General features: G+C 39.7%; 20 protein-coding genes and 1 riboswitch. Of the genes, 2 read left to right on the top strand and 18 right to left on the bottom strand.

Annotated elements, in window-relative coordinates; genetic code table 11:
- Positions 1-9: 9 nt before the first annotated feature.
- On the bottom strand, positions 10-1,020 hold the full coding sequence (locus J7E63_RS09615; RefSeq protein WP_215011421.1) for a DUF418 domain-containing protein: 1,011 nt from the start codon (positions 1,018-1,020) through the stop codon (positions 10-12).
- 469 nt (positions 1,021-1,489) lie between these two features.
- On the opposite strand from J7E63_RS09615, the gene J7E63_RS09610 reads away from it, so the two are divergent.
- On the top strand, positions 1,490-1,858 hold the full coding sequence (locus J7E63_RS09610; RefSeq protein WP_215011419.1) for an SET domain-containing protein: 369 nt from the start codon (positions 1,490-1,492) through the stop codon (positions 1,856-1,858).
- A 48-nt stretch (positions 1,859-1,906) separates the two neighbouring features.
- On the opposite strand, the gene J7E63_RS30485 is transcribed toward J7E63_RS09610, so the two are convergent.
- The 13 genes from J7E63_RS30485 to rlmD form a co-directional block, all read right to left on the bottom strand.
- A complete protein-coding gene (locus J7E63_RS30485) occupies positions 1,907-1,993 on the bottom strand; it encodes a hypothetical protein (protein WP_215011559.1) in 87 nt (28 codons plus the stop codon).
- Entirely contained in the window at positions 1,980-2,102 is a 123-nt protein-coding gene (locus tag J7E63_RS30085) for a hypothetical protein (RefSeq protein ID WP_285289924.1), read from the bottom strand. The genes J7E63_RS30485 and J7E63_RS30085 overlap by 14 nt, the downstream gene beginning before the upstream one ends.
- 57 nt (positions 2,103-2,159) lie before the next feature.
- Complete coding sequence (locus J7E63_RS30080) at positions 2,160-4,406, bottom strand: outer membrane protein assembly factor BamB family protein (protein ID WP_215011417.1); 2,247 nt, start codon at positions 4,404-4,406, stop codon at positions 2,160-2,162.
- Positions 4,407-5,051: 645 nt separating this feature from the next.
- Positions 5,052-5,972, bottom strand: coding sequence for a ribokinase (gene rbsK, locus J7E63_RS09595; RefSeq protein WP_215011415.1), 921 nt, complete (start codon positions 5,970-5,972; stop codon positions 5,052-5,054).
- A 12-nt stretch (positions 5,973-5,984) separates the two neighbouring features.
- A complete protein-coding gene (locus J7E63_RS09590; protein WP_215011413.1) occupies positions 5,985-7,001 on the bottom strand; it encodes an aldose 1-epimerase family protein in 1,017 nt (338 codons plus the stop codon).
- 75 nt (positions 7,002-7,076) lie between these two features.
- Positions 7,077-8,423 (bottom strand): L-fucose:H+ symporter permease, encoded by a 1,347-nt coding sequence (gene fucP, locus J7E63_RS09585; RefSeq protein ID WP_215011411.1) that lies wholly within the window; start codon positions 8,421-8,423, stop codon positions 7,077-7,079.
- A 297-nt stretch (positions 8,424-8,720) separates the two neighbouring features.
- Positions 8,721-9,737, bottom strand: coding sequence for a LacI family DNA-binding transcriptional regulator (locus J7E63_RS09580; RefSeq protein WP_215011409.1), 1,017 nt, complete (start codon positions 9,735-9,737; stop codon positions 8,721-8,723).
- Positions 9,738-9,884: 147 nt separating this feature from the next.
- Complete coding sequence (locus J7E63_RS09575) at positions 9,885-13,208, bottom strand: DEAD/DEAH box helicase (RefSeq protein ID WP_215011407.1); 3,324 nt, start codon at positions 13,206-13,208, stop codon at positions 9,885-9,887.
- 488 nt (positions 13,209-13,696) lie between these two features.
- Positions 13,697-15,988: a 5-methyltetrahydropteroyltriglutamate--homocysteine S-methyltransferase gene (gene metE, locus J7E63_RS09570; protein WP_215011405.1), complete on the bottom strand. Its 2,292-nt coding sequence runs from the start codon at positions 15,986-15,988 to the stop codon at positions 13,697-13,699.
- Positions 15,989-16,165: 177 nt separating this feature from the next.
- Positions 16,166-16,346, bottom strand: a riboswitch (cobalamin riboswitch).
- Positions 16,347-16,465: 119 nt separating this feature from the next.
- A complete protein-coding gene (locus tag J7E63_RS09565) occupies positions 16,466-16,861 on the bottom strand; it encodes a VOC family protein (RefSeq protein ID WP_215011403.1) in 396 nt (131 codons plus the stop codon).
- Positions 16,862-17,472: 611 nt separating this feature from the next.
- A complete protein-coding gene (locus J7E63_RS09560) occupies positions 17,473-17,802 on the bottom strand; it encodes a hypothetical protein (RefSeq protein ID WP_215011401.1) in 330 nt (109 codons plus the stop codon).
- A 713-nt stretch (positions 17,803-18,515) separates the two neighbouring features.
- Positions 18,516-19,478, bottom strand: coding sequence for a tRNA dihydrouridine synthase (locus J7E63_RS09555; protein ID WP_215011399.1), 963 nt, complete (start codon positions 19,476-19,478; stop codon positions 18,516-18,518).
- A 261-nt stretch (positions 19,479-19,739) separates the two neighbouring features.
- On the bottom strand, positions 19,740-21,110 hold the full coding sequence (gene rlmD, locus J7E63_RS09550) for a 23S rRNA (uracil(1939)-C(5))-methyltransferase RlmD (protein ID WP_215011397.1): 1,371 nt from the start codon (positions 21,108-21,110) through the stop codon (positions 19,740-19,742).
- 183 nt (positions 21,111-21,293) lie between these two features.
- Between rlmD and J7E63_RS09545 the strand changes: the two genes are divergently transcribed.
- On the top strand, positions 21,294-21,620 hold the full coding sequence (locus J7E63_RS09545; protein WP_215011395.1) for a hypothetical protein: 327 nt from the start codon (positions 21,294-21,296) through the stop codon (positions 21,618-21,620).
- 217 nt (positions 21,621-21,837) lie between these two features.
- On the opposite strand, the gene J7E63_RS09540 is transcribed toward J7E63_RS09545, so the two are convergent.
- The 4 genes from J7E63_RS09540 to J7E63_RS09525 form a co-directional block, all read right to left on the bottom strand.
- Complete coding sequence (locus tag J7E63_RS09540; RefSeq protein WP_215011393.1) at positions 21,838-23,301, bottom strand: nicotinate phosphoribosyltransferase; 1,464 nt, start codon at positions 23,299-23,301, stop codon at positions 21,838-21,840.
- Between the two features lie 64 nt (positions 23,302-23,365).
- Entirely contained in the window at positions 23,366-23,911 is a 546-nt protein-coding gene (locus J7E63_RS09535) for a cysteine hydrolase family protein (RefSeq protein WP_215011391.1), read from the bottom strand.
- 108 nt (positions 23,912-24,019) lie between these two features.
- Entirely contained in the window at positions 24,020-24,961 is a 942-nt protein-coding gene (locus tag J7E63_RS09530; RefSeq protein ID WP_214998069.1) for a diacylglycerol kinase, read from the bottom strand.
- 217 nt (positions 24,962-25,178) lie between these two features.
- Positions 25,179-26,099: a hypothetical protein gene (locus J7E63_RS09525; protein ID WP_215011389.1), complete on the bottom strand. Its 921-nt coding sequence runs from the start codon at positions 26,097-26,099 to the stop codon at positions 25,179-25,181.
- Positions 26,100-26,129: the final 30 nt, after the last annotated feature.

The following is a 26,129-nucleotide window of genomic DNA, read 5'->3' as shown; positions in this document are numbered from 1 at the left end:
GTTTGCTCTCTATACTCTAGTTTTTCGCATTGGACGGAATTCAAAGTAGGTCAGCATGCGCCACACCCATTCCAATGGGCCGAAGCTGAAGAACCGCATCCAAACCGTACTGAACATAAGCTGGATGACAAAAATCGCCACACACAGGTTAAGAGATTGTACATACGTCAATTGATTAAATAAATCGAAAACTTTTCCAGCGAGCAGGATTAGAGCTGTTTGCGAAACATAATTTGTCAACGCCATCCGTCCGTAGCTCTTTAAAGGGGACAGAACCTGCCGGACAACAGGAAAATACAGAAGCAAAATCATCAGCCCGATATAAAAAGCAGAGACAATTGGACCAATCGTGATTCCAATCCGTAAGAATTGCTGCGTTTCTATGGACTCACCACCTGATCCAAATGCAAACGGGGCATGCTGATATTGATAAATAAGACCTGCCACACTTAAAACAAACATCCCCCCTGTGAAAACAGCTGTCACTTTCCATTGATCTGATATTCGTTCAAATAGCCGGTACTGCCCGGCGGCGATTCCTAACAACATCAATGGAACCACCATAAACATTTTCTGAGCATACAAACCTAGGACGAGCAACATGACCATTCCAAAAACAAGATTTACAACCTTGTTCGCTTTATAAAAAGGTAAAATAATCAGACCGCAAACAGCGTAAACCGTTAATGCTTCCCCTGGTTGAAATTGCACATGCACTAACCCAAAGAAAAACAACACGAGGATTCGCCGCAAAAACAAAACATAGCCATTTTTCCCCTTCGCATTTGCCCTGGAGATAAATATATAAAACCCCACACCAAACAAAAAGGTAAAGATCGTATAAAAGCGGCCTTCCACAAATAAATATAAAAACCTCAAGTACGATGCATCAGTTGTATGGGGAATTGGTAACTTAACCGACAATAATGGAATGATGTTAACCAGGATAATCCCCATTAGTGCAAATCCCCGTAAATAATCAAGAACATCGATCCGTGTGGATATCTCCTTCGCATTCATCCTTATCAACTCCACTATCATTATAACCGTTAACAAGATATTCAACTATTTTGCCAATCTAAAAAGGCTGACAGCATGCTTCCTGTCAGCCTTTAATATTTTTAGCTTTGCCACAATCGTTCTATCCTTATATCATTGTTCTTCAATTTTAAAAGAAACACATCTGGATTACTAAGATTTCTCCAGTGCTCAAAGCCAAAATCTGGTAGATAATTTTTTAAAAGTAACGACATTATATTCCCATGGGTACAGTAGATGAAAATCAGATAAATATCCAACTACAGTGCCATTTTGGGTTTATTATCCAATAATGTCAATTTATTTAAGCATAAGTTCTAATAATGTACACAGCCGATTATTGGAGACAAAGGCCCAGAATATAATTGACCCGTACCAAACACCTCCCTTTTTCATACCTTAATAAAAAAACTGCAACTGAGATGTGTTTAAAATGGAGGTAAACAGAACTATGTTGGAGGTAAGGCAATCCCAATACGGGAGAGGGGTTTTCGCGACTCGTGATATTATGAAGGATGAACTTCTAGAGGTGTCACCCGTCATTGAATTCCCTAAAGATGAGTATAAGTATTTGAAAAAAACCAAGTTAATAGACTATGTCTTCTGGTGGGGAACAAATTATGATGACTGTGCATTAGCATTAGGAGTCGGGTCACTATTCAATCATTCCAGCACACCTAATGCCATTTTTAAAAGAAAATTTAAAAAAGGGACAATCAAATTTTATGCCTATACCGACATTAAGGCAGGCGAGGAAATTAAGATAAATTACAATGGAGACCCTGATGACAAGACACCACTATGGTTTGAGGAAGATTAAGGTACATTGATAATAAATTGAGCTCAGTCGTAAGACTGGGCAAATCTATTATATCTGTATTTTGAAAATATTATTTAATAATTTAATAAATGTCTCCTGGGTAAGATCCTTTGCCAACTCCTTATCGCCAATCATCCGGTAAAGAAAGCTGTATACCGGCTAATAATGCATACCGCCTCACCAATATTTCCTGACTCGACCTGCTCCCCCTCTTTATATCAGCAATCAATTCTAAGTCAGTCATCTACACACCTCCACTAGCTAACGAGATAAAAGAAAAAAGAGAGCACGTTTGCCCTCTTTATTTCACTATAGTCAGTTTTTGGCCAATATAAAGAGGTTGATTGGGATCGAGGTTGTTGGCTTTGACGATGGAGTCAATCGTTACACCATTCTTTTGGGCAATCTTCCAGAGGGAATCGCCAGCAATTACGGTGTAAACAAAAGTTGATACCGTTGGAAGGGTTATAGTAAATTTTGCTACATACCCAGAATCCAAAGTAACGCTGTCTTTCTTGTATTCAATTGAATACCAGTCTCCGATTGCGGAATAAATTTTTATATCTGTATTCATCGGGAGCACGATCTTTGTATCATACTGAGTTCCAGGATAGGATCTAACATTGACGTTTGTCCTCGTCTTAGCACTTTCGATTGCTTGAATTTCCTGATTGGATGGAACTTTGATTAACGGCTTGGAGACATATCCTTTCAGAACTGCGCTGATAATCCTGTACTCAATCTGATACCAATCACCCGTTTCTCCTGTTATGACTACTTCTGAACCAGCTGGGATTGTTCTTAGTATCGTACTTTGTGTGGTTGCAGCCGAGCGCAAGTTGGCATTTTTTATAGTTAGTCCGAATCCTTCTGTTATCTGAATTATTTTGTCACGTACTGCATACTCATTCTTATTTCCAGCAAGATCTGTGAGTTTTACAATTGGATAGTAATTTCCACGGATGACATTAAAGCCACGGCTATTTTTTCCATCCCAATAAAAATTGGAAGTACCCTTCAAATGGCGTCCCCAACCGATGGTCTGAACTACCTGGCCGCTTTCATCAACAATGGTTACATCCATATCCGCCGTTTCACTTATTGTAACCGGAATCTTGATTTGATTCTTTCCATCCTGCATAGAAAGCTGGCTGACTGCTGGCAAATCGATCGTTGCCGTTGGCTTTTCTGTATCTAACTGGCTTGGTTTGGGCACGGCGTACGTATAGAGAAATTGATTCGTCTCGGTTACAAAAATTGTGTCTTTGATGACACCGATTGGGCGTAGACCAGATGCGCCTGTAGTAGGTGTAAGCTGAAGAGTTGAATAAATAAGTTGCCCAGTTGCTGAATTAAAGAATTTTATCTTGTTGTAATTTCCCAAAATAATTCTGTCTGAGGCTACGACCATACCGCTTGACCCTCTAATGGTCTGTAGTCCCCCGGCAACGAACTGCTCTGCGTACATGGTCTTCCATTTTTGTACTCCAGTATTTTTATCAATCGCCATGATATTGATCTCATCCAGGACAATTAAAGAATCATCCGTTACAGACAGAGGCTGTGTAAACATACCCGTTGGACTAAACCTCCATAATGTTCTTCCGGTTGCTGCATCCAATGCCCAAATGGTTCTAGTTGTTTTTTTCGTTTCGAAGTAAAGCTTCTCTTCTTTATAGACAGGAGCTCCGTAAATAGGCAAACTTGAATCAAGATCAAATGTCCAGAGAACAGTGCCGGAAGAGGAATCGAATGCATACATTTTGGATGTCATTTGCACTGGATTCCGTATATTTGCATACAGTCTATTTCCTCCAGCAGCAAAAACTCCTTCGATTTGCTCTTGGAATTTAAGGGGATAACTCCATTTCTTTTGACCCGTTTTTATATCTACTGTACCAATCGCATCCAGACCCTCGGTGGTTCTGGTGTAATAAAATAATGTATTTTGGTCAAGTAAAAGACGATTCGCAAAGCTATCAACGGTCCAAAGTGTCAGTGGAGAGGTTCCGTTATCCTGAATCGCATAAAGTCTATTCATGGTCGAAGCGTATACCACTCCGTCTCTTGCTATCAAATCGAGAAATGCATCCTGGTTTTCTGTTGAAAAATTCCATCTCTCTTTATAGGTGTCTAAATCGGATGCAGAAAGAATTTTTTTCCCAATTCGTTCCACAGAATACAGCTGATTCAGATTCACACTAAACAAGGAAGATGCATTATTAAATGGATCTTTCTTTAATGATAATAACGTCAAATCTACTGACATTGTAGCAGTTGAGTAATTGGTATTTCCCTGGTCAGCTAAGTGCATTTCCCAGTTTTGGTCATTAGCCCGTAAGCTACGATTCGTTACCAGCGCCGTTAATTCTGTTATCCTTTGCCTTAATTGTTCGTTTTGAGCCTTTAATAGATGATAATCACTTGTGACTCTAAAAACCTTATGTTTTTCATCCCAACTAACCTTTGCTCCTATCCTGCTTAACTCCGATATCGGCACATAAGTATTGTAGGGGTTATTTCTATAGTAATGATTGAAATACATCATATTTGAACATCACACCTCCATTTTCGTGCACTAATCATTTTATGCACATATACCTACGTGGTGATGTTCATTATAGTGCATGAAAATTAGAAAATCTGAAATAATGTTCGTTGGGTACTCACGTGTGATTTTTACAATTTTCCCCTTCATTTATATCCCACTTTCTTAAAGTGTCTATACAACATATTTATTTTAATTGTCCTTCAGGCTAATTTCACTTCTATTAAAAGAAATTTAAGGGGATAGGACTAAATCCGTTATTGATTTGGGCTTTAAATGAAAAGTTATACTTGAGTATCATGAATAATGGAGAGAAATCAGTAAAAAACGAGGAAGTATTAACAGTACTAAACATCTAAGTGACGGACTTGCTGTAGCAAAAAGGACTAACTAGTAAATTAGACAAAAAGAAGATCGCAGCCAACAGGACAGTTATGATTGTGGTACCTTGAAGCTGACCTGCAACCAAATAATTAAAAGATTTTAGACCTCGGGGACAGAACCGAGGTCTTTTTTATGAATCCAAAAATTTTTTTTATTGTGCAGCCATCTTAGAATATTTTTTAATGTAAATTCCCATACCTAACTAATGAAATATATTTATATCCGATATCTCCAAATTTGAAAATATGCCTGTTATTTTAATCAAACTTCCACTTTCATAAACTGTTCGACCTCATCGATACTAGGGTAAGAGACCTGTGTACCACGTTTTGTGACGCTTAATCCTGCAAAAGCGGTAGCCATTTTTATCGCATGGAGAATGTCGCCATTCTGCACGAAATAGTGGGCAAAGCAGCCGATAAAAGCATCTCCCGCTCCGGTTGTGTCAATAGCGGCTACCTTATGTGAGTCAACGATATGCACTTCTCCTTTGGTCACCCACATAACTCCGCGGCTGCCCATGGTAACAATCACGTCTTTAACTCCTCTAGCAATTAACGTGCTGGCAGCAGCCTTTATTTGCTCTTCCGTTTCAACCGGCATGCCTGTCAGGATTTCCAGTTCGCTTTCATTTGGAATGAAAAAGTCACATTTGCACACATAGCTGAAGTCCAGATCCTTTGAGGCCGGAGCAGGATTCAAAATGACTGGAATTCCATGCTCATTACCAAATTCAATTGCCCGGTAAATGGTCTCAAGCTGAATTTCAAGCTGGAGGATAATCAGAGAACATTTCTTCAGCTTCTCTGCCGCCCGGTCCACATCCTCTGGTAAAAGATGCTGATTTGCCCCCTTAATGATGAGGATACGGTTTTTGGATTCTGAATCCACAAAAATCGGTGCAACACCACTTGAGGTAGCTGGAACTTTATTGGTAAACTCCGTATCAATTCCATATTTTTCAAGGTTTTTAATCGTGTTGTCTGCAAAGAGATCATCGCCAACCTTCGTTATCATCATTACCTTAGAGCCCATTTTTGCCGCCGCAACTGCCTGGTTTGCTCCTTTGCCGCCGCAGCCAATTTTAAAGTCTGGTGCCTCGAGGGTTTCCCCTTCTTTTGGCATTTTATCAATATATGAAATAAGATCCACCATGTTGGATCCGATTACTGCGATATCCATGTATAAACCTCCTTATTTTTTCCCTGTTACTACTGTAAAAGATCGTTCTTCCCCAGCATCCAGCTTCAATAAAGTACCGGATCTTTCTGCAGCCAGGAATCCTTCTGGCCTGCATGTCGCAGGCAGCACGAAAGCTCCAACCTGCTGATCAGGGTTGTGTAAAATCCAACGTGTTGCGTAATTCAACTCCGCAGTCGAAAATCTGGTAAAAAAGACTATTCCATCTGGCAGAACCATTTCAAAATCTGCCTCTTCCTGATATTGATCCAGCCTATCCGCGAAAAATACAATCTCCGGATCATACATCTCAGGCTTGTTTAAAGCTGTAATCTTTTCTTCCCCACTAAGAAGCTTCTTATTGTATTCCATCCAGCGCCCGGTCGGTTTTACATGTCCCGGTATCGACTCCCTTAGTTTAAAAGCACTGTCAGGAATATTCTGCTTCATAACCGCATTTTCGTTATAGGCATAGTTTGTGTGACACATATATTGAAGCGGCATCTCTGTTCCAGACAGATTTTTAACATTCATGGTGATTTCAATAAATGTTTCTCTATTGAACATTTTTACCGTTGGCCGTGCCAAGTAATGGTGGCCAAATCCCTTAACATACTCTGCCTCGCCACAGATTTTAATGCCTTCGTCGTTAATCTCAAGCCAGGCTCTATCCATTTCGGCACACGGCATTTCGCCATGCAGTTCATGGTCGTCCTCTGGTTCAGGGCAGCCGTTGCGGATCAATCCTGAGTGAAAAGCAAAGCAGCCATATGTATCTATGATACTTCCTGCCTTTTTCGGCTGAGAGAACATGTTTTTCATTTTCATTTCAGTGCCATTAAACTCTAAATCCCAGATCATTTGGCCCATATAAGGAAGAACAACCATCCTGCCCTGCGAATTTTTCAACTCAATAGCTTCCACACCTGAAGGATAACGGAATAGACTTGCTGTCATTTCTTCATTACGAAAAATTATCTTGCTATTTTCTGTAAAATAATCACGTTGTAATTCAATGATTCCTGGTGCCATTTCCATTCATCTCCTATTTTAACAATGGGGGGGCAGCCGAAACGAAACCCGGCCACCCTTGTGTATCAGGTATTCTTACTGAGCCATCTTTAATGGTTCCGCCGCTTTCTTTACTGCCGTATTCCGCTTCATTTCTCCGAAGAAATAGAAACCTACATAGATAAAGCAACCCATAGGAACAAGGAATGAAAGCTGCATTGAACCAAGCAGGTCGGATACATATCCCTGTGCTGCAGGTATCACTGCTGCGCCAACAATAGACATGACAAGAATCGCACCTGCCAGAGCTGTATATTTCTTCTCTTTAACGACTCCTAGTGTTTCCGCATAGATCGTTGGCCAGCACGGTCCAAACAGCATGCTTACGCCAACCGCCGCATATACCGCTGTAATATTCGGTACAAATGCCACATAGGCAAGCAATGCTGCACCGATGATTGAATAAATTACCAATACCCTTGAAGGCATGAACCGAGTCATGAGGAAGTTCGCAATGAACTTTCCGACAAAGAAGGCAATGAAACTGAACACCATGAAGTTCGAAGCGACACGCTCATTGATGTCAGGATTGAGTTCAAGTGCTAGACGAATAGTAAACGACCATACCGTAACTTGCATACCAACGTATAAAAATTGGGCAGCAATCCCTTTACGGAAGCTTTTATTCCCTCCTAAATATTTCAGGGTTTGCAGTAAACTAGGCGATTTTTCAGATGCCTTTGATTTTTCCGAAACTGGTTTGCAAGCAGGGAATTTAGTAATTACAAATAATACCAATATCCCAATTAGAACAAAAATAATATATTTATATGGTTCAAGTGTATGTTGAAGCATCTGTAGTCCGAAAGCATGCGCTTCTTCAGGGGACATCTTGGACATCTTCTCCTCAAGACTTGCCCCTTCTTGGAAAACAAGGTATTTTCCGAGCAGGATTCCTGAAATGGCTCCAAGTGGATAAAACGTCTGACTGATATTCAAGCGCAGCGTTGCAAACTGTCGCGGACCAATCATGGAACTATATGTGTTAGCTGCTGTTTCAAGGAAACCAAGCCCAATGGCTATGGAGAATATAGCGAATAGGAACATCGTATATGTTGCCATCTCCGAAGCCGGATAAAACAATGTGCATCCCGCAATATAGAATAGCAATCCTGCAATAATCCCAATCTTATAGTTCGTCTTTTTAATAACCATGGAAGCTGGTATCGCTACAAGAAAGTATCCACCGTAAAATGCACTTTGCACTAAAGCGCTTGCAAAATCACTTAATTCAAACACATGTTTAAACTGTGTGATGAGGATATCATTCAGGCTTGCCGCAACCGCCCATAATGGGAACAGCATTGACAATAAGATAAACTGAAAAATGGGCGTTCGGTTTAAATATCCATCGGGGAGCTGAATCAGGTTTTTGCTTGTCATAGTCATTTCTCCTTATAAATAAATTTAATAAAAAACAAAAATGTAAACGTTTAGATTTATTTATAAAAAAAGACAACTTAGCTAGTTCTATAAATAAAGGAATTTATCAATTTAATGTAAACGTTTAGATTTCGTTTCTGAATCTAGATTATCACCATTCTCTAAAAGTGGCAAGAGTTATTTTGAAGCGTTTTCAAAAATAAATGCAACCTCTTAACAGATGAAAAGCCATAGATAAAACCGCGCATGATTATGTTGATCAAACATAATTCTACAAGGTCTTTCTTATGGCTTTTCCTACTTCCTTACAAGCCGGCAGGACTGTCTTATAATCAGTTCTGGTGGCAGCGAATATTGACGCTTTGGAAGATCATTCTTAAAGTGGATCCTTTCATGCAAGAATGTAAACGCAATTTCACCAACCGCATTCATCGGTCTTGCCACGACGGATAGCTTTGGATTCAGGAATGTCGCAATATCCACATCATCAAAACCAATGAACGACACTTCATCGCCAAGCTTCCAGTTCAACTCATCCAATGCCTTCATACAGCCAATGGTCATCAAGTTATTCGATGAAAAAATCGCTGTTGGTCTTTCATCCAGCTCATTCAGCTGCCTCGTTGCCAGATATCCACTATGCTCCCCAAAATCCCCTTGGACCACAAGCCTTTCATCAAGAGGAATATTATAGTCCTTCAGTGCGTTTTTATAGCCAAGGAACCGTTCAGACCCCGGCGTCGTATTTTGTGGACCGCAAATGATCGCTATTTGCCGGTGTCCCTGAAGAATCAGGTGCTGGACTGCCTGATACGAGCCCTTTACATTATCCACTAGGACAGTATCTACCTCGAAGCTCCTAATACTGCGGTCAACTGCCACTATTGGTATATTCTGTTCCTGAAGCAGCTTAAGATGTTCACCATTTTCATTGGCAGTTGTGATAATGACCCCATCCACGCCGCGTTCAATGAAATTCTTTACAATTTTCTCTTCAATAATCGGGGACTCGTTCGTACTGCTCAGAATCGTGAAATAATCCATTTCACGGGCTTTCTGCTCAATCCCGGCCATCACGAGGGGAAAGAAAGGGTTTTTTATGTCTGGCACAATGACACCAATCGTGTTGGTTTCTTTTCGTTTCATTGTTCTGGCAGCAGCATTGCGAATATACCCCAGGTCCCTGATAGCCTTAAGAATCCTCTCCTCCGTTACCTTCCTAACACCACCCTGGTTGTTGATCACCCTCGACACCGTTGCGATTGAAACATCCGCAAGTCTCGCTACATCTTGGATATTTGGTTTTGAATCCATTTCTGCATTACTCCTATATTATTTAACGTTTAGATGTAAACTTAAAGTAGGGTACATGACTCAAAGTAAATATAAACGTTTAGATTATTGTTTCTGAAATCAAACTATCACCGTTTCTATTAAATAGCAAGAATAATTGATAGGCATCTAAATATTTAATATTTCCCTAATCTCCTGTTCTGTTATTCTTGAAGTTGCTTGGTCTCCTGGTTGCACGACTGTTTCGATGAGTTCTTTTTTGTTTTGTTGGAGCTCATATATTTTTTCTTCGATCGTTCCCTGTGTGATTAATCTGATGACTTGAACAACATTTTTTTGGCCAATTCGGTGGGCCCTTCCCGCTGCTTGCTCCTCAACAGCAGGATTCCACCAAAGATCATACAAGATCACCGTATCCGCTCCTGTTAAGTTGAGTCCTGTATTTCCTGCTTTTAAAGAAATGAGGAAAATATCAGCCCCTCCTTGATTAAACCGATCAACCATTCTGATCCGTTCTTTAGGTGATGTTTGACCGTCCAAATAGAAGAAATTTAAACCAGAACTCGATAACTGTTCACGTATAATCGAAAGCATACTCGTAAATTGTGAAAAGATTAGCAGTCGTCTACCGTTCTCTATGGCATTACTGACTATCTCCATTAGTTGTTGAAGCTTACCTGAATCGCCTTTATAATTTTCCAAAAACAAGGAAGGATGGCAGCATAATTGACGGAGTCTAGTCAAACCAGCCAAGATTTTAATACGGCTTTTTTGAAAGCCTTCCCCTTGAAGCGATTCTTTTGTTTCCTTTTGGATTCTTTCAAGATAAGCGAGGTATAGCTCTTTTTGTTGCTTTGTAAGCTCAGAATAGTTGACCGTTTCAATTTTGTCAGGTAATTCTTTTAATACATCCTTCTTAACTCTTCGCAATAAAAACGGGCGAATCATTTTTGCTACCTTAGCTGGTTCAAGCTGGCGAAACGCCTTCTGATTTGGAAAGAAGTCTGGCATAATCGTTTGAAAAATGGACCAAAGCTCATCAATTGAATTTTCTATCGGTGTCCCGCTAAGTGCAAAACATGTTTCTGCTTGAATATCCCTTACCGCCTTCGCCGTTTTGGTTGCATAATTTTTAATCGACTGTGCTTCATCTAATATTAGCGTACTAAATTCATGCTGTGCATAAGAATCAATATCCTGCCTTAAGGTTGGATAAGATGTAATCCAAACATCAGGCAACAAATCACTTTGCAGCCGTTCCATCCGCTCTTGCGGTGTTCCAATTATCACATCAGTTGATAATGATGGGGCAAATTTTTGAAATTCATTTTTCCAGTTATAGACGAGTGATGCTGGTGCAACAATCAACGCTGGTTTTGCGTTTTTGTTCCCATTTCTTTCTGATAAGATAAAGGCAATACTTTGCACTGTCTTCCCAAGGCCCATATCGTCTGCAAGCATGCCGCCAAGACGGTAGTAGCTAAGCGTTTTAAACCATTGGAAGCCAAAGTTTTGATAGTCTCTTAATTTAGCCTGCAGCAAATCAGGCAGCTCAAATTCCAACTCTTCAGGGTTTTTCAAACGGTTTAATAACCGACGAAATTGCTTTCCGTACTTGGCTTTGCTGCCGTTTTCCTTATCAACCAATTCATCCAGCTGCATTCCTCTGTATATTGGAAGCTGAATCGTGTCTTTTTCCCATTGTGATGGTTTAATCTTTAACTCTTGAAACATGTTTTGAATCGTTTGAAATTCTTCTGATTCCAATGAGACGAACGCACCACTTGGCAGCAGATAATATTTTTTCTTCTCAACAACAGATTGTAGAATATTCCTAATCTCCTTCTGCTCAATCCCTGCCATATTAAAGCTCACCTCCAGCCAATTACCTGAAGAATCGACATCGATATTGGTAACTGGGGCATGCTTGTCTGGTAATACAAATGACCTAACAGCACTTGTCAAGAAAATTTCTATTTTGTCTTCAAGCCGCGGTAAAATTTCATATAAAAACTCGAATATCTCATCTTCACCTTCAACATAAAGAAGTTTTCCATTGAATCTTAGAGAAGTAGATTCGAGCACTTCCATGATTGCCTGTTCCTTTTCGGCATCCCTCATTAAAATAGGACCGCTCTTTTCAGGAGTCGTTTGCTCAAACGGATTTATCTTATTTTCACCGTAATGGAATTCCAGTGAAGCATGGAGAAGATCGTCCATTCGGTCAACATAAATCCTTGCCTCCAGGGGAAATTTTACGATTTTGCTTGAGACGTTTTCCGTAATCTCCAATTGACCAATCTTATCAATTCTCGGTACCACCTGGGAGATAAACGGTTCAATTTGATCATTAGCGATTGGCAGTATAGGATTATTTGACTGATCAATTAGTTTTTTCAGTTCCTTGATGAGTAGCTGCTGTTCAACAGAAATCTTATAAAAGCGATGATCTGCTATGATATATCCATATAAATCTAAGTAGTTGAAAGTAGCTAGTGAAGTCAAGTCTAATTGAAACTCATCTGCTTTTCCTTTATCTAATTGAATCGTAAAAGGCAATTCAGATTGATAGATTTTAATCTGATTAAAAGCTTCCCTACCATTTTCAAAGTGAACCTCTCTGTTTTCAAGCTTTTTAAGAAGCTCATCCGCAACCATCGGGGGAATATTAAGCGCCCGTTCATCTGACGAACCATAGCTTCTATTAAAAGGAGTTTGGAATTCCTGGTATATCTCCTCATACTTAATGGCATCCTGCAAAAGATTAATAATCTCCTGATCGTTCGATGTAAACTCTTGTTCTGTCGGATTATAGGTAAAGCTTTTTGTTAACGGGTACTGCACCTGAATATTTATAGCCTTAAGATAATCCTTTATTTTCTTTACAACATAGGTTCTCTTTTGGCCTACCTTCATTTCTAATGTTAGAAATTGTTTTGATGAGTAGTACGGCTTATATACTTTCATTATCCATTCTACTAGTAAAGGCCCCTTAATTCTCTCTATCTTCTGTTCCTTACTTCCTTGTAAAATACTAGAAAAGCTTTGAATAAATTGATTAGTCAGTTGCTTGACATAAGCTGCTTGTCTTTCTTCCCTTTGCCTTTCTAGTTCCAATTGTCGATTTTGAAATTCCTTCTCCTGTATTCGTTTCCTATCAAGAAAACTTTGGTTATCGTTATGAGGGTTACTAAAGATAATTTCCCCCTGGGTATTGGCGTGAATTTTTAGCATAACTGCAGCAATATGTTTACATGGGTCCCAGTATTTATCATAGGCAGGACAATTGCAATCTGTGGAAATTCCGAACCCATCAGCCTCAATTGTCACTAGATAGGTTTTTGACCCTCTTACTTTTGCACCCCAGATATTTCTAACGGGATCATGATATAAATCTCTGACACGACCTTCTTGAAAGTAACCAAGCCCACGGCGGTAAACTGCATTTGTAAACATATCTTTTATATCAGCTTTTGTTAATTGCTCGAACATATACTTCCCTCCACCTAAAGCATCCAAGGAAATAGACTACTACTTTCATACTTTCCAATTATCTAATATTCTAGACTGTAATACTACAATTTTACTTATGTGAATTTTCTACAGTATTCATGGCATAACACTGGGGACAAAGGACAGGTATTGTTCGGTTCACAATAAATACAAAGAGGCAGGCATTTTTCAATGGGCTTTGGTCATCCGGTAATTACGGTTATGTTTCTATTCCATATGCCTATTTCAATTTAATATTTAAAATCAACATTATACTTTAAAAAATATGTCATGGCCCGAAGTTGTAAAATTCTGTCGAGCTTATTATAGCGAATAGCGACTTGGCACTGTTCGCCTGTGGCAATGCTTTCGAGATACTGCTGAGTCTACTTATTGTCCTTTCGAAGAACTACCTATATATAGCTTAACAAACCAAAGAGCCTTTCCAAAAATGGAAAAGGCCATTAATTTAATTGTTAAGATTAGATTTAAACAGTTTGTTGTTGCTGTTGGCGTAGTTTCCGAGCGGCTGACACCATATTTTTTAGCGATGCAATGGTTTCTTCTTCATGACGTGTTTTTAAACCACAATCTGGATTCACCCAGAACTGTTCTTTTGAAATAATTTCTAAACTATCGTTTAAAATCGCATTGATTTCTTCTAGACTTGGTACACGTGGACTATGAATATCATACACTCCTAAACCAATACCAAGTTCATATGGATTTTTTTTAAGAGATTGAATCAACTCCCCATGACTTCTAGACGTTTCGATTGAAATCACATCTGCGTCAAGGGCACGAATCGGCTCAATAAAGTCATTAAACTCGCAATAGCACATATGTGTATGGATTTGTGTTTCATTCTTCACACTAGAAGTTGCTAACTTAAAGGCATTTACACCCCATGATAAATAATCAGCCCATTTTTCTTTGCGTAATGGCAATCCTTCACGTAATGCCGGTTCATCCACTTGTATAATGGCAATGCCTGCATCTTCTAACGCTTGAATCTCTTCTCTTAGTGCTAAGGCTAGTTGGTTGGCTACTTGTTCACGTGAAATATCATCGCGGACAAAAGACCAATTTAAGATTGTGATAGGACCTGTTAACATCCCTTTCACATACTTAGACGTTAATTGCTGTGCCGCTTCTACTTCCTTCACGGTCATTGGGGCCGTCCACTCGACGTCACCATAAATAATTGGTGGTTTGACACAGCGTGAACCATAGGATACAACCCATGCTTTTTCTGTAAAGGCAAAACCTTCTAGCTTTTCTCCAAAGTACTCAACCATATCCGTCCGCTCAAATTCACCATGCACTAAAACATCCAGTCCTATTTCTTCTTGAATTTGAATCCAACGGGCTGTTTCACTTTTTAGAAACGCTGCATACTCAGCGTCTGTAATTTCCTTTTTACGCCACGCTGTACGTGTCCGTTTTACTTGATCTGACTGAGGGAAGCTGCCAATGGTGGTGGTTGGATAATCTGGTAAATCTAATGCCCTTTTCTGCAAAGGCTGACGTTCTTTAAACGTCATTGAACGAGCAAAATGCTCTTGTGTTACTTGTAATACTAGCTCTTTCACACGTGCATTTTTCCTTGCCTTATGCTGTGCTAATGCTTCAGTCGCTATCATACTTTGTGACACGCTCTTATTTCCTGTCCAAGCCTCGTCACGTACGTAAGATGCGATATGTGATAACTCAATTATTTTCTCATCGGCAAATGACAAAGCATTTGTCAGTATGGCATCCAGCTTTGTTTCTGCCTTCGTCGTCACAGGTACATGCTGTAAACTACATGAAGACTGAATCCAAGCTTCTTTTACACCGCTTAATAATAAAACAGCTTTTGTATTGAATGCTTTTTCAGCCAAATTTGCCCGCCAAATATCCCGTCCATTTACTATACCAATTCCTAATACTTTGTCTTGTGGGAAGCCGAGTTTTCGAAGTGAAGCCATATTCTCTTCGACACCATGTATGAAATCAAGACCAATCCCTGCAACAGGTAATTGAGACAGCTCTTCATACGCTGATAGTCCTTCAAAATAGGTTTGCAACATGATTTGTGCAGCCGGTACTTCTTCTGCTAATTGCTTGTAAATTTCTTGCACTAGTTTTACATCATCTGCTGTTAGTGAAAGGGTTAGTGCTGGTTCTTCCACTTGAATCCACTGTGCCCCAGCCTCTACAAGCTGTTGGAATACTTGTGCATATAGCGGTAAAAGTTTCAAAATAAACAGTGCTTTGGTTTTGGCATCGTATCCTTTCGCTAAACTAACAAAAGTAAAAGGACCGATTATTGTAGGCTTTGTAATAAGTCCTAATTCCTCTTTGGCTTCTACAAAATAATCTAAAATGTAGTTTTTGGTTAATTGTAATGACTTACCTTCATACTCAGGTACGATGTAGTGATAGTTGGTGTTAAACCACTTTGTCATCTCACAAGCCACAACATGGCTTGCCCCACGGGCCATTTCGTAATAAGTGGTTAGATCGACTTCACTACCTGTCCACTTATAACGATTTGGAATCAATCCGAACATTGCCGCATGGTCAAGCATACGGTCATAAAGGGTAAAGTCCCCAACTGTTAGTAACTCTAAGCCTAATGATTGCTGGCGCTTCAAATTATTCAAGCGAGTCGCTTTCATCTCGAAAATAAATTGCTCCTCTGATATCGCACCCTTCCAAAAAGATTCTAAACAACGTTTCCACTCCCGATTATCACCAATGTACGGGTAACCAATAGCAGTACTTACTAAATTCATTTATCATTTCTCCTTTTTTAGATTACAAATTCCCAAATACGAAAAAGCCATCTCCACAAAATGGAAATGGCTTTACAATCAAGTTAAAGTTTGCTTAAAAAACATGCATAAACATAGCTACTCATAACTCGTTTGTCGTACAAATGAATGTCACCACCTATTTCCACGTAGGTATTTGGTGTGTACTGGAAATTGGCAGGTCTCCTGGCTTATCATCATGGCTCCTCACACCTTCCCATCATTTGACAGTGGTATTTGTGATTCACTCCGATTTACAGTTGCGGGACAGCGACGGAATTACACCGTTCTTCCCTATTAAGCCAAGCCTTAGCTTGGCACCAATTCTTACACGATATGTAATTTTCACTAACTATAGCATATTAATAATATGAAGTACATAATTTTCTGAAAAGTATTCAGCATGATGAGAGTTCTCTCGCTCACCTTAGGATTCTCTGATATCACATATCATGGGTTCTATTTTGCATTCGCATCGGGTTGATGAATTCCGAATATATTGCCTTCGGTATCAATATAGTATCCTTGCCACGCCATTCCAGGCAGGGCATATTTGGCCATTGCGACCTTGCCGCCATTCTCAATAATTTTAGCTTCCGTTACATCGTAATTTTCCACTCCCATTGTACAAGCAAATGCATTCAAAGCTTGGTTTGCTTCCGGTGGAGCACTTTGCCGCTGCATCAAAGCACCATTGATCCCAGGTTCATTCTCATCGCCAGTCACTGCTCCAAAGTATGGCATTCCTGCATACTCACTCCAATCTTGAAATGACCATCCGAATACCTCTCCATAAAACTTCTTTGCCCGTTCCATGTCATTGACATGAATTTCGAAATGAACTAATCTTCCCATGATTGCCTCCTAATTAAAAGTAATTATATTCCATTCTAGCAAGTTAGTACTTATGTATATCTTGAAGTTAAGATGCTTCATCTTATGTTAGCAAAACTAAGGGTGAAGCCATCTTTTCAATTTGAGCCAAAGCTTAATATATTTCCTCTTTATTATAGGATAATTGTTGAAATATATTCAATTTTTATAAAAATGAAATAATTTTACTTATTAGTTCCTGTTTGATATTCTGGCCATTTATTGAGAGAGGATTTTGGTAATAAACTTCCGGAATTGCACACAATTCATTTGCTTTCTATTCATATCCTAATTCCGTTAATCAGCATACAGGTTTGTTAAATTTAGAAGGCATAGATCTACCGTGATATAATAAATACGCATTTTTTACTTTTTCCCAAGCTAAATTTGCTTGAATTTTATTAAATTCATACATGGATTGGTAATAAGATAATAAATGTCTAAATTTAGCATGTGTTTTTTGGGGGATAAAAGAAATTCATAAGATTATCTGGAGATGGAATGCAAATTGTTACATTATGAAGGTAATTGCTACTATAGAGTTATATGGATACGCAGCGAAATTGAAGAATTTAGCAAATAGTCTTAAAACATTAGCCAAAATACACTCTTACACTACCTTCTATTTTTGCTGTTGCTAAACAATTCTGTATAAAATTCAGGATTTGTTTTTGATCCCAAGTTAAGAAATCACTTTCTGACAGTGAATCACCATTTTTATAAAATTGTTTGTAGACATTCATAGCCTTTTCAATTTGTTGTATCGAGAATATAGAACTATCGCCTGATCCACTAACTCCTGCATAGTAATTATTTGCATCAAGTAAATTATACAGTATGGTAGCATTATAATTCCCCATGCTAAAACGAGCATAAGCAATTTCTTTTCCAGCTTTATTGTATCCTGATATATCGTGACCCATTAATTATCCTCCTTCAGATATAAATTTACTTACCAGAAATAATTAGTCTTAGGAAACTTATAATGATAATATGCCTACATGGTTTACCTATCCTTTCAGGTCTATTTTTTTTATTAAACAAATTTCTTGAAAATAACATTGAAGAAATGGGTGTTAAAGCAGAAAAATGTGAAGATTCAATAAGGATGTTGTTCATAAACGTTTGCATAATTTCAAAGTTGGATTTATTCTTCAAGGGTTTCATAAAATCTTTGTTTTTATGGGGAAAATGATGGAGGACAGAAACGTCAAAATTTGAAAAAGTAATTATTTTATTGTCATGTATCCATTTTGATACCTCCTTCAGATAAAATAATATCACATTAGAATTCATATAAATTTAGTCTTTTCAAAAGCTTTTCTACAATTATGTGAACATAATAGTAAATCATTAAAGTACCTTTAAAAGGCAACACCCAAAGGGTTAGTTGCCTTCTTTTAATATGAGGTGCGCCACATACTCCACATGTATTGAGTGTATGTGGCAACACAAGATGCTGGTGGGTTTATTACATTTTTAAGACCTTTTTCTTTCAGAAAACAGACTTTATCAAAACAAACGTTGCCGGCTGTAACGGAACTTCAAACTGAATAAAATAAGTACACATGAGTTGATGTGATTCATTTTTTCTCTAAATTTTTGAGAGTTACATCATTTCACTGTCCCCGTCCCATCAACATTCTTTTCCAAAGTTATCAAGCAATGCACGCACTTCATTTGTTGATTTCGTGTTCATCAATTGATTTCTTAATTCACCAGCTCCACGGAATCCTTTGACATAAATTTTGAAAAAGCGATGAAGCCCTGTGATTGAACGTGGCAGTGCTTCCGCATATTGATCTTGAAGATCAAGCTGCAGTCTTAGAAGATCAAGGTATTCTTTACTGCTATGCTCTTTTGGCTCTTTTTCAAAAGCAAAAGGATTTTTAAAAATACCTCGCCCGATCATAACGCCATCAATACCATATTGTTCAGCAAGCTGCAGCCCAGTTTGACGGTCAAGAATGTCTCCATTGATTGTTAGTAGCGTATTTGGTGCGATACGGTCACGTAATTTTTTGATTTCCGGAATTAGCTCCCAATGCGCATCTACTTGGCTCATTTCCTTTCTTGTACGTAAATGAATAGAAAGGTTCGCAATATCCTGTCTTAAAATATGCGTTAGCCACTCCTCCCACTCATTTACATCCTTATAGCCAAGTCGTGTTTTCACGCTGACAGGCAGTCCACCCGCTTTTGCTGCTTGAATAAGTTCTGCCGCAACGTCTGGACGCAGAATAAGGCCACTACCTTTCCCTCTCGATGCCACATTCGGTACAGGGCAGCCCATATTAATATCGATACCTTTAAATCCTAGCTCTGCCATGCCAATACTCATTTGACGGAAATATTCGGGATTATCCCCCCAAATATGTGCCACCATTGGCTGTTCATCTTCTGTAAAAATCAAACGGCCACGCACACTTTTCATGCCCTCTGGATGACAATAGCTATCCGAGTTTGTAAACTCTGTGAAAAATACATCCGGGCGACCGGCTTCACTTACTACGTGACGAAAAACAACATCTGTCACATCTTCCATTGGTGCAAGTACAAAAAATGGTCGTGGTAAATCACGCCAAAAATTATCTATCATTAAAAACTCAAATCCTCTCACAATGGATACAACTTCAAACTCTCGGTCAAAAAATATAAAGCCAAATGTTCCACTTCTTTTACACTTATATCATGCTTAATAACTTATTATCAAACACAAGTACATTTGGACATTTATAATTTGTGAAAAACTATTGTGAAAATCGGCAATGTTTATTTTAACGAAAATCCGTCCTGAATGGTATTTTTATAAATAAAAAAGCAGATGGTATAGATTTTTTCTATATCAACTGCTTTTCTATTATACCAACTCCATCCACGCGACCGCTTCACAATGCGTCGTCATCGGAAACATATCGACCGGCTGCACTTCCACCGTTTTGTATCCGCCGTCTTCCAATATCCGCAAATCTCTTGCTAAGGTGGCTGGATTACACGATACATAAACGACTTTTTTCGGTTTCATCTCAATAATCGTCTGCAGCAAGGCCTCGTCACACCCTTTGCGCGGCGGGTCAACGACCAAGACATCGGCCACATTTCCTTCCTTATACCACTTCGGTATAACAACCTCGGCTTCCCCAGCAGCAAACTCTGTATTCGTCATTTCATTCAACGCTGCATTCCGCTTAGCATCCTCTATTGCCTCTGGGACAACTTCTACGCCGAATACTTTCCGGGCTTTTTGTGCTAAAAATAGAGAAATCGTTCCGATTCCACAGTAAGCATCAATCACGCTTTCTTCACCGCAAAGGTCCGCATATTCAAGCGCCTTATCATATAACACCTTTGTTTGAACAGGGTTTACTTGGTAAAAGGACAGTGCAGAAATGGCAAATTTCACATCCCCGATATAGTCATAGATGACTTCATTCCCCCACAAAACGGTCGTTTTTTCTCCCATGATGACGTTTGTGCGCTTCGAATTGACATTATGAACGATTGACTTTACCTTCGGCAGCCTTGCAACAATTTGCTCTACCAGCTGATTTTTCTGAGGAAGATCTGCCGTCCTCGTGATAATTACTACCATGAGCTCTCCCGTCTGCTGACCATAACGAGCCATAATGTGTCTGAGTACACCTTTATGAGATTCCTCGTGATACGCACGAATCCCTAGCTCACTGCATATTTCCTTTACCGTTTGGACGGCTTCATTAATTTCAGGCAATTGAATGACACTCTCATTCGTATCAACAATTTCATGGCTTCTCGGTTTAAAGAAGCCAGCAATCAATTTGCCGTCCTTCTCTCCAACAGGTACCTGGGCTTTATTGCGGTAATGCAAGGGATGGTCCATCCCCAGAATCGGATGAACAACAACATCCTCCAGTTTACCGATCCGTTTGAGCACCTGACGGACCTGGTTTTCTTTATATTGCAGCTGGCCTTCATAGCTGATGTGCTCGAGCTGGCAGCCGCCATATTTATGGATATCACCGCTCTCAATATCGACTCGGAACGGGCTTTTTCCATAAAGCTCGACCAATCGCCCAAAGCCGTACCCTTTGCCTGTCTTAATTACCTTCACTTTTGCCTTTTCGCCCGGCAGTCCGTTCGGGACAAATAACGGGTACCCATCCACCTTGGCCACACCCGCTCCGTCATGGGTTAAATCTTCAAAAACTACATCTATGTAATCATTTTTATTAACCGGTACTATTCTGCTCATACGTTTCTTCCTTTGCTCGTTTTGACTGCTAAGATTGTAACACAAAGCATGACTGATTGCGAAACCTGTTAATGGACAAAAGCCTTTTTTTCAATAAGACCACGAAAATTGTCAGAATATTTTTATTTCCAAATATAATAAAAGTGTATATGATTAAAACAATCTCATTACTGGAAGGAGTGGATGATAATCAAGCTAATAAAAAAACTGTCCATTCCGTTACTCTTTGCCTTCCTTTCTTTCACCTTTAGCCACTTTTCATATACACTTTCACACTCTCATCCTGATATCAAAGCAATCATCAACGTAGATGATGGCAAGGTGAAAGATCAATGGGGTGATGAAAAAAAGCTTCCCGTTGTTATACAAACTCTCTTTATCCTTACGACCATCCTTTCAGCAGCACTAGCTCCACTCATTTATTTGTTCATAAGTTTTCACAAAAGCTTTATTTTTCTCATTCCCATCTTCCATCAATCAAACTATGTGATCCACCCTCCCGAATCATAAGCTTACACCATAATAAGGGAGGAAATTAATATGTGGATCCGCTTTGTAATCATTGGCTTCTTTTCAGTATCAGCCGCAAGTATGCTTACCTACCAGGGTATCGAAATTTTCCATGCCTTTGTCGATTTCTTCAAACAAAAATAAACGAAGGGCAGACTCAAAAGGGAAATAAAGCCCCCTTAAGTCTGCCCTTTTTTATCAAAAGAACGCCTGATCGTTACCTTTTCATTGCCTCTACCTTGTCTTTAACCTCTTCAATATTTCTCATCTTGTTATCCCAGCATTTTTGACTCAAGTCAACTGGATAATCTTCTGGATTCGTAATCCGCTGATACTCGCCCCAAAGTGCATCGAGGTTTTGCTTTAAATAATCACGGGATTCTTCCAAGCAAGGCATTTTATAAACAAGCTCACCTTTAGAAAAGATTTCTTCATGTAATTCTTTTGCTGTAAAGTTGGTAACCACCTTATTCAAATACGTGTGGGTTGGATGGAACATCCGCAGCCGTTTTTCAGGCAGCTTTTCGTCCGCTAACGCAATATAATCACCTTCAGCATGGTGGTTTGTATTATTGATGATGCGATAAATTCTCTTCAAACCTGGGGTTGTAACCTTTTCTGGATTAGAAGAGATCTTGATCGTATCTTCCATTTTCCCTCTTTCATCCTCTATGGCCACAATTTTATAAACCGCACCAAGTGCAGCTTGGTCGTAAGCCGTAATCAGCTTTGTACCCACTCCCCAGCTGTCAATTTTGGCACCTTGAGATTTCAAACTCATAATCGTATATTCATCTAAATCACTTGAGGCAACAATCTTAGCATCAGTGAATCCAGCCTCATCGAGCATTTTGCGTGCTTCCTTTGATAGGTATGCAAGGTCGCCGCTATCAAGACGAATTCCGATAAAATTAATTTTATCGCCTAATTCTTTTGCCACTTTAATCGCATTTGGAACACCGAGGCGGAGTGTATCATATGTATCAACCAAAAAGACACAATCCTTGTGTGATTCTGCATATTTAATGAAAGCCGTATATTCGTCTTTATATGCTTGGACCATCGAATGGGCATGTGTTCCAGATACAGGAATGCCAAACAGCTTACCCGCTCTTACATTGCTTGTTGATTCAAAACCGGCAAGGTAGGCTGCTCTTGTTCCCCAAATCGCAGCATCCATTTCCTGGGCCCGTCTTGTCCCAAATTCCATCGCCACTTCATCACCCACAACTTGCTTAATGCGGGATGCCTTCGTAGCAATTAATGTTTGATAGTTCACAATGTTTAGCAGCGCCGTTTCAATCAATTGCGCTTCACAAAGCGGAGCTTCGACACGTAAAATCGGTTCATTGCCAAAAACAAGCTCGCCCTCTTTCATCGCACAGATTGTTCCGGTGAAACGGATGTCTCTAAGATATTGGATAAAATCTTCCTTGTACCCTACTTCATTTTGCAAATACTCGAGATCTTCCTCACTAAAGCGGAAGCCTTGAATAAACTGGATAACTTTCTCCAATCCAGCGAATACTGCATAGCCGTTCCCGAACGGAAGCTTGCGGAAAAATAGTTCGAAGACCGCGCGTTTATTATGTATCCCATCTCTCCAATACGTTTCAACCATATTGATCTGATATAGATCGGTATGCAGAGTTAAACTATCATCGTGATAAAAGTGTGTCATAATCAGACCTCCGAAATACTGTTTCAGCTTTTCAATCATTATAACCAATATTACCCTCGAAAGTCTATTTAACTATTGCTCCAAGGGATTGTTCAAAATGTCCGAGGGCCCATTCATGACCCGCCTGATTAAAAGAAGCCATGGCATCCTTATATACCACAATCTTAAATCCTTTATTGTAAGCATCTACTGCTGTATGAAGAACACAAATATCAGTGCAGACGCCGACCAAATGAACTTCTGTAATTCCGCGCTCTCGTAATTTGATTTCAAGGTCTGTTCCCGCGAAAGCAGAGTATCTTGTTTTATCCATAAAGGTAACATTCTCACGTTGTTCATTCATTTCAAACATTTCCTTCAGCGCGCCAAACAAGTCTCTTCCTGACGTCCCACGAAGGTTATGCGGCGGAAACAATTTTGTTTCTGGATGGTATTGGTCACCCTGATCGTGGACATCAATGGCAAATACAACATAATCACCCTTCGTAATAAACTCTTTTGTCAGTTCAACCATCCTTCCTTCGATTTTTTGTCCTGGCTCACCGCATGTTAACGCCCCATCAACCGCCACAAAATCATAGGTATAATCGATATTTATTAACGCCTTCATTTCACAACGCCCCTTCTCATTTCATTACAGACATTATTCTAGGACTATTACACAATTCCTTTTTTCACCTGTAAAAAAAGCCCGCTCCGATTGGAACGAACTTTTCTCTTAGCTATATCTTTTCCCCGATTCCCAGTCAGTCGGCCGATCATTCGGGCGAATATCATCAAGAGGAACAAACACCTCTAAATGACGGTACAAGTTTTCAAACTCGGCTGGAAGCAAGCCGCCAAATTCCCCATCCAAATTCAACTGGACTTTATCTACTGCCTGGACTTTAATCCGGTTGGCCTGAGTGTAGATGACATTTGGATCATTTACATGCTCACCGCGAAGAGCCAACGTCGCAATCCGGATAAATTCAGCAAGATTCGTCTTTTTCAATATTAATAATGAAAAGAGTCCATCGTTAATAGAAGAATCCGGTGCCAGCTTTTCAAAGCCGCCAATCGAGTTTGTCAGCCCGACAAGAAAGAGCATCGCTTCACCCTCAAACAGTTTCCCATCATACTCAATCGAAACTTCGGAAGGTTTAATAGAAGGCAGCATTTCCATCCCTTTTAAGTAGTAGGCTAGTTGGCCGAGCATCGTTTTCAATTTGCTTGGTACTTCATATGTAAGCTCGGTTAGTCTACCGCCGCCCGCAATATTAATAAAATATCGATCATTGATACGTCCAATATCGACGGGAATCAATTCACCTTTAGTGATAATATCTACAGCTGGTCCAATATCTCTGGGGATATGGAGGGCTCGGGCAAAGTCATTCGTGGTTCCTGCTGGAATAATCCCTAATTTAGGACGGTAATCTTGTTCCGCAAGTCCATTGACCACTTCATGAATCGTACCATCTCCACCCGCTGCAATGACGATATCATACTGACGCTCAACAGCTAAGCGTGCTGCTTCGGTCGCATCGCCTGCACCAGTGGTTGCGTGACAAGAAGCTTCATACCCAGCAATCTCAAGCTTTTGAAGAATTTCTGGAAGATTCCGCTTTAGTATTTCACGTCCTGAGGTAGGATTGTAAATTAGTCTTGCTCTTTTCATCGTTTTCATCATCCTATTTTTGAAATCAACAATCGGCATTCGTTATCTGCTCAATTCAATATTCTACCAATTATTATCCTAGCTTACAAACTTATAACCAAGCCTATAAACTATTTTCTTCAAACATCCAACTCCTATCATAACGTTTTTTTATTTTTTTGCAAAAATCGAGACAAGTGGATTTATCCATGTATGTCTAAATCACTTGTCTATATATTTATTTATTCGTAGTAAGACTAACATCATAGGCATTGGCAATATTGATATGGTATTTTCCTTCACCGGATTGATAAACCGCATTTTTCCTGCCATTGTCGATGCCATTTAAATCCTTTTCCGTTGACACCTTCCAGTCGCCATCTTTCCCTCTTACCCCTTGGGCACCTACTGCTGCAACCTTCAAATTGCTAGCCGCGGCCACATCGATAACGACCGATCCGACACTTTCAATACTCCAGTCGTTCACAAGCGAGCGTGGCTTTAAGGTTAACGCATTATCACTGCCAATCACCTCAAGCTTCACATGATTTGGAACCAAAAGCGTCGCAGCAACCTCTCCACTTGCATTAAACGGACTCATTTCGTTTGGCAGTGACTTCATGTTTAAATAGAGCGTATCACCCTTTTGGTTTGCTGAAATCACATCATCCGCACTTTGGAGTAACTTCTCCTTTTTGGCTGTTTGCACCCGGTATGTACCGAACAATGATACCTCCTTTTCCTCCGTTGACTCCACCGTCATCTGATGGCCCACCGTCCTGACCACCACCCGTTTGATGCTGTCATCCATTTGGTAGGAAAAAGCAGGCAGTTCAAACGAGCGCTCTTCCCTCGCCATCACTTCTTCCACCTTCCCCATAATCCCCGTTGTGCTTAAAATTGCAAACGCAATTCCCGCAGTTCCAATTAATCCTACAAAGAAAATACTAAGAAAATCATATTTCAAGACCGGCTTTTCCTGCCGTGACAAAAACAAATAAAGGAGAATTTCAATTCCGAGAACAACCAATAGAAGCGGCCACCAAGCCGTCATAACTTGTACAAGGTCTAACCCCAAAAACTTTGAAAAAAAGAGAAAGAGGCCAAGGAAAACGAGTGAGGCCCCCATCGAAAACGTCCCAACACGCCAAGTTCTCATGCTTCTTCTCCTCCCTTTCTTTTTCTAAAA

Source organism: Bacillus sp. ISL-75 (assembly GCF_018613095.1).
The sequence above is the reverse complement of the archived record's forward strand: the minus strand, read 5'-3'. Positions and strand labels throughout refer to the sequence as shown.

Bases quoted from the DNA above. Each gene is read 5' to 3' on its own strand.
- J7E63_RS09615 (WP_215011421.1), bottom strand. From the start codon at position 1,020: ATGAATGCGAAGGAGATATCCACACGGATCGATGTTCTTGATTATTTA.
- J7E63_RS09610 (WP_215011419.1), top strand. From the start codon at position 1,490: ATGTTGGAGGTAAGGCAATCCCAATACGGGAGAGGGGTTTTCGCGACT.
- J7E63_RS30485 (WP_215011559.1), bottom strand. From the start codon at position 1,993: ATGATTGGCGATAAGGAGTTGGCAAAGGATCTTACCCAGGAGACATTT.
- J7E63_RS30085 (WP_285289924.1), bottom strand. From the start codon at position 2,102: ATGACTGACTTAGAATTGATTGCTGATATAAAGAGGGGGAGCAGGTCG.
- J7E63_RS30080 (WP_215011417.1), bottom strand. From the start codon at position 4,406: ATGATGTATTTCAATCATTACTATAGAAATAACCCCTACAATACTTAT.
- rbsK (WP_215011415.1), bottom strand. From the start codon at position 5,972: ATGGATATCGCAGTAATCGGATCCAACATGGTGGATCTTATTTCATAT.
- J7E63_RS09590 (WP_215011413.1), bottom strand. From the start codon at position 7,001: ATGGCACCAGGAATCATTGAATTACAACGTGATTATTTTACAGAAAAT.
- fucP (WP_215011411.1), bottom strand. From the start codon at position 8,423: ATGACAAGCAAAAACCTGATTCAGCTCCCCGATGGATATTTAAACCGA.
- J7E63_RS09580 (WP_215011409.1), bottom strand. From the start codon at position 9,737: ATGGATTCAAAACCAAATATCCAAGATGTAGCGAGACTTGCGGATGTT.
- J7E63_RS09575 (WP_215011407.1), bottom strand. From the start codon at position 13,208: ATGTTCGAGCAATTAACAAAAGCTGATATAAAAGATATGTTTACAAAT.
- metE (WP_215011405.1), bottom strand. From the start codon at position 15,988: ATGAATTTAGTAAGTACTGCTATTGGTTACCCGTACATTGGTGATAAT.
- J7E63_RS09565 (WP_215011403.1), bottom strand. From the start codon at position 16,861: ATGGGAAGATTAGTTCATTTCGAAATTCATGTCAATGACATGGAACGG.
- J7E63_RS09560 (WP_215011401.1), bottom strand. From the start codon at position 17,802: ATGGGTCACGATATATCAGGATACAATAAAGCTGGAAAAGAAATTGCT.
- J7E63_RS09555 (WP_215011399.1), bottom strand. From the start codon at position 19,478: ATGATAGATAATTTTTGGCGTGATTTACCACGACCATTTTTTGTACTT.
- rlmD (WP_215011397.1), bottom strand. From the start codon at position 21,110: ATGAGCAGAATAGTACCGGTTAATAAAAATGATTACATAGATGTAGTT.
- J7E63_RS09545 (WP_215011395.1), top strand. From the start codon at position 21,294: ATGATAATCAAGCTAATAAAAAAACTGTCCATTCCGTTACTCTTTGCC.
- J7E63_RS09540 (WP_215011393.1), bottom strand. From the start codon at position 23,301: ATGACACACTTTTATCACGATGATAGTTTAACTCTGCATACCGATCTA.
- J7E63_RS09535 (WP_215011391.1), bottom strand. From the start codon at position 23,911: ATGAAGGCGTTAATAAATATCGATTATACCTATGATTTTGTGGCGGTT.
- J7E63_RS09530 (WP_214998069.1), bottom strand. From the start codon at position 24,961: ATGAAAAGAGCAAGACTAATTTACAATCCTACCTCAGGACGTGAAATA.
- J7E63_RS09525 (WP_215011389.1), bottom strand. From the start codon at position 26,099: ATGAGAACTTGGCGTGTTGGGACGTTTTCGATGGGGGCCTCACTCGTT.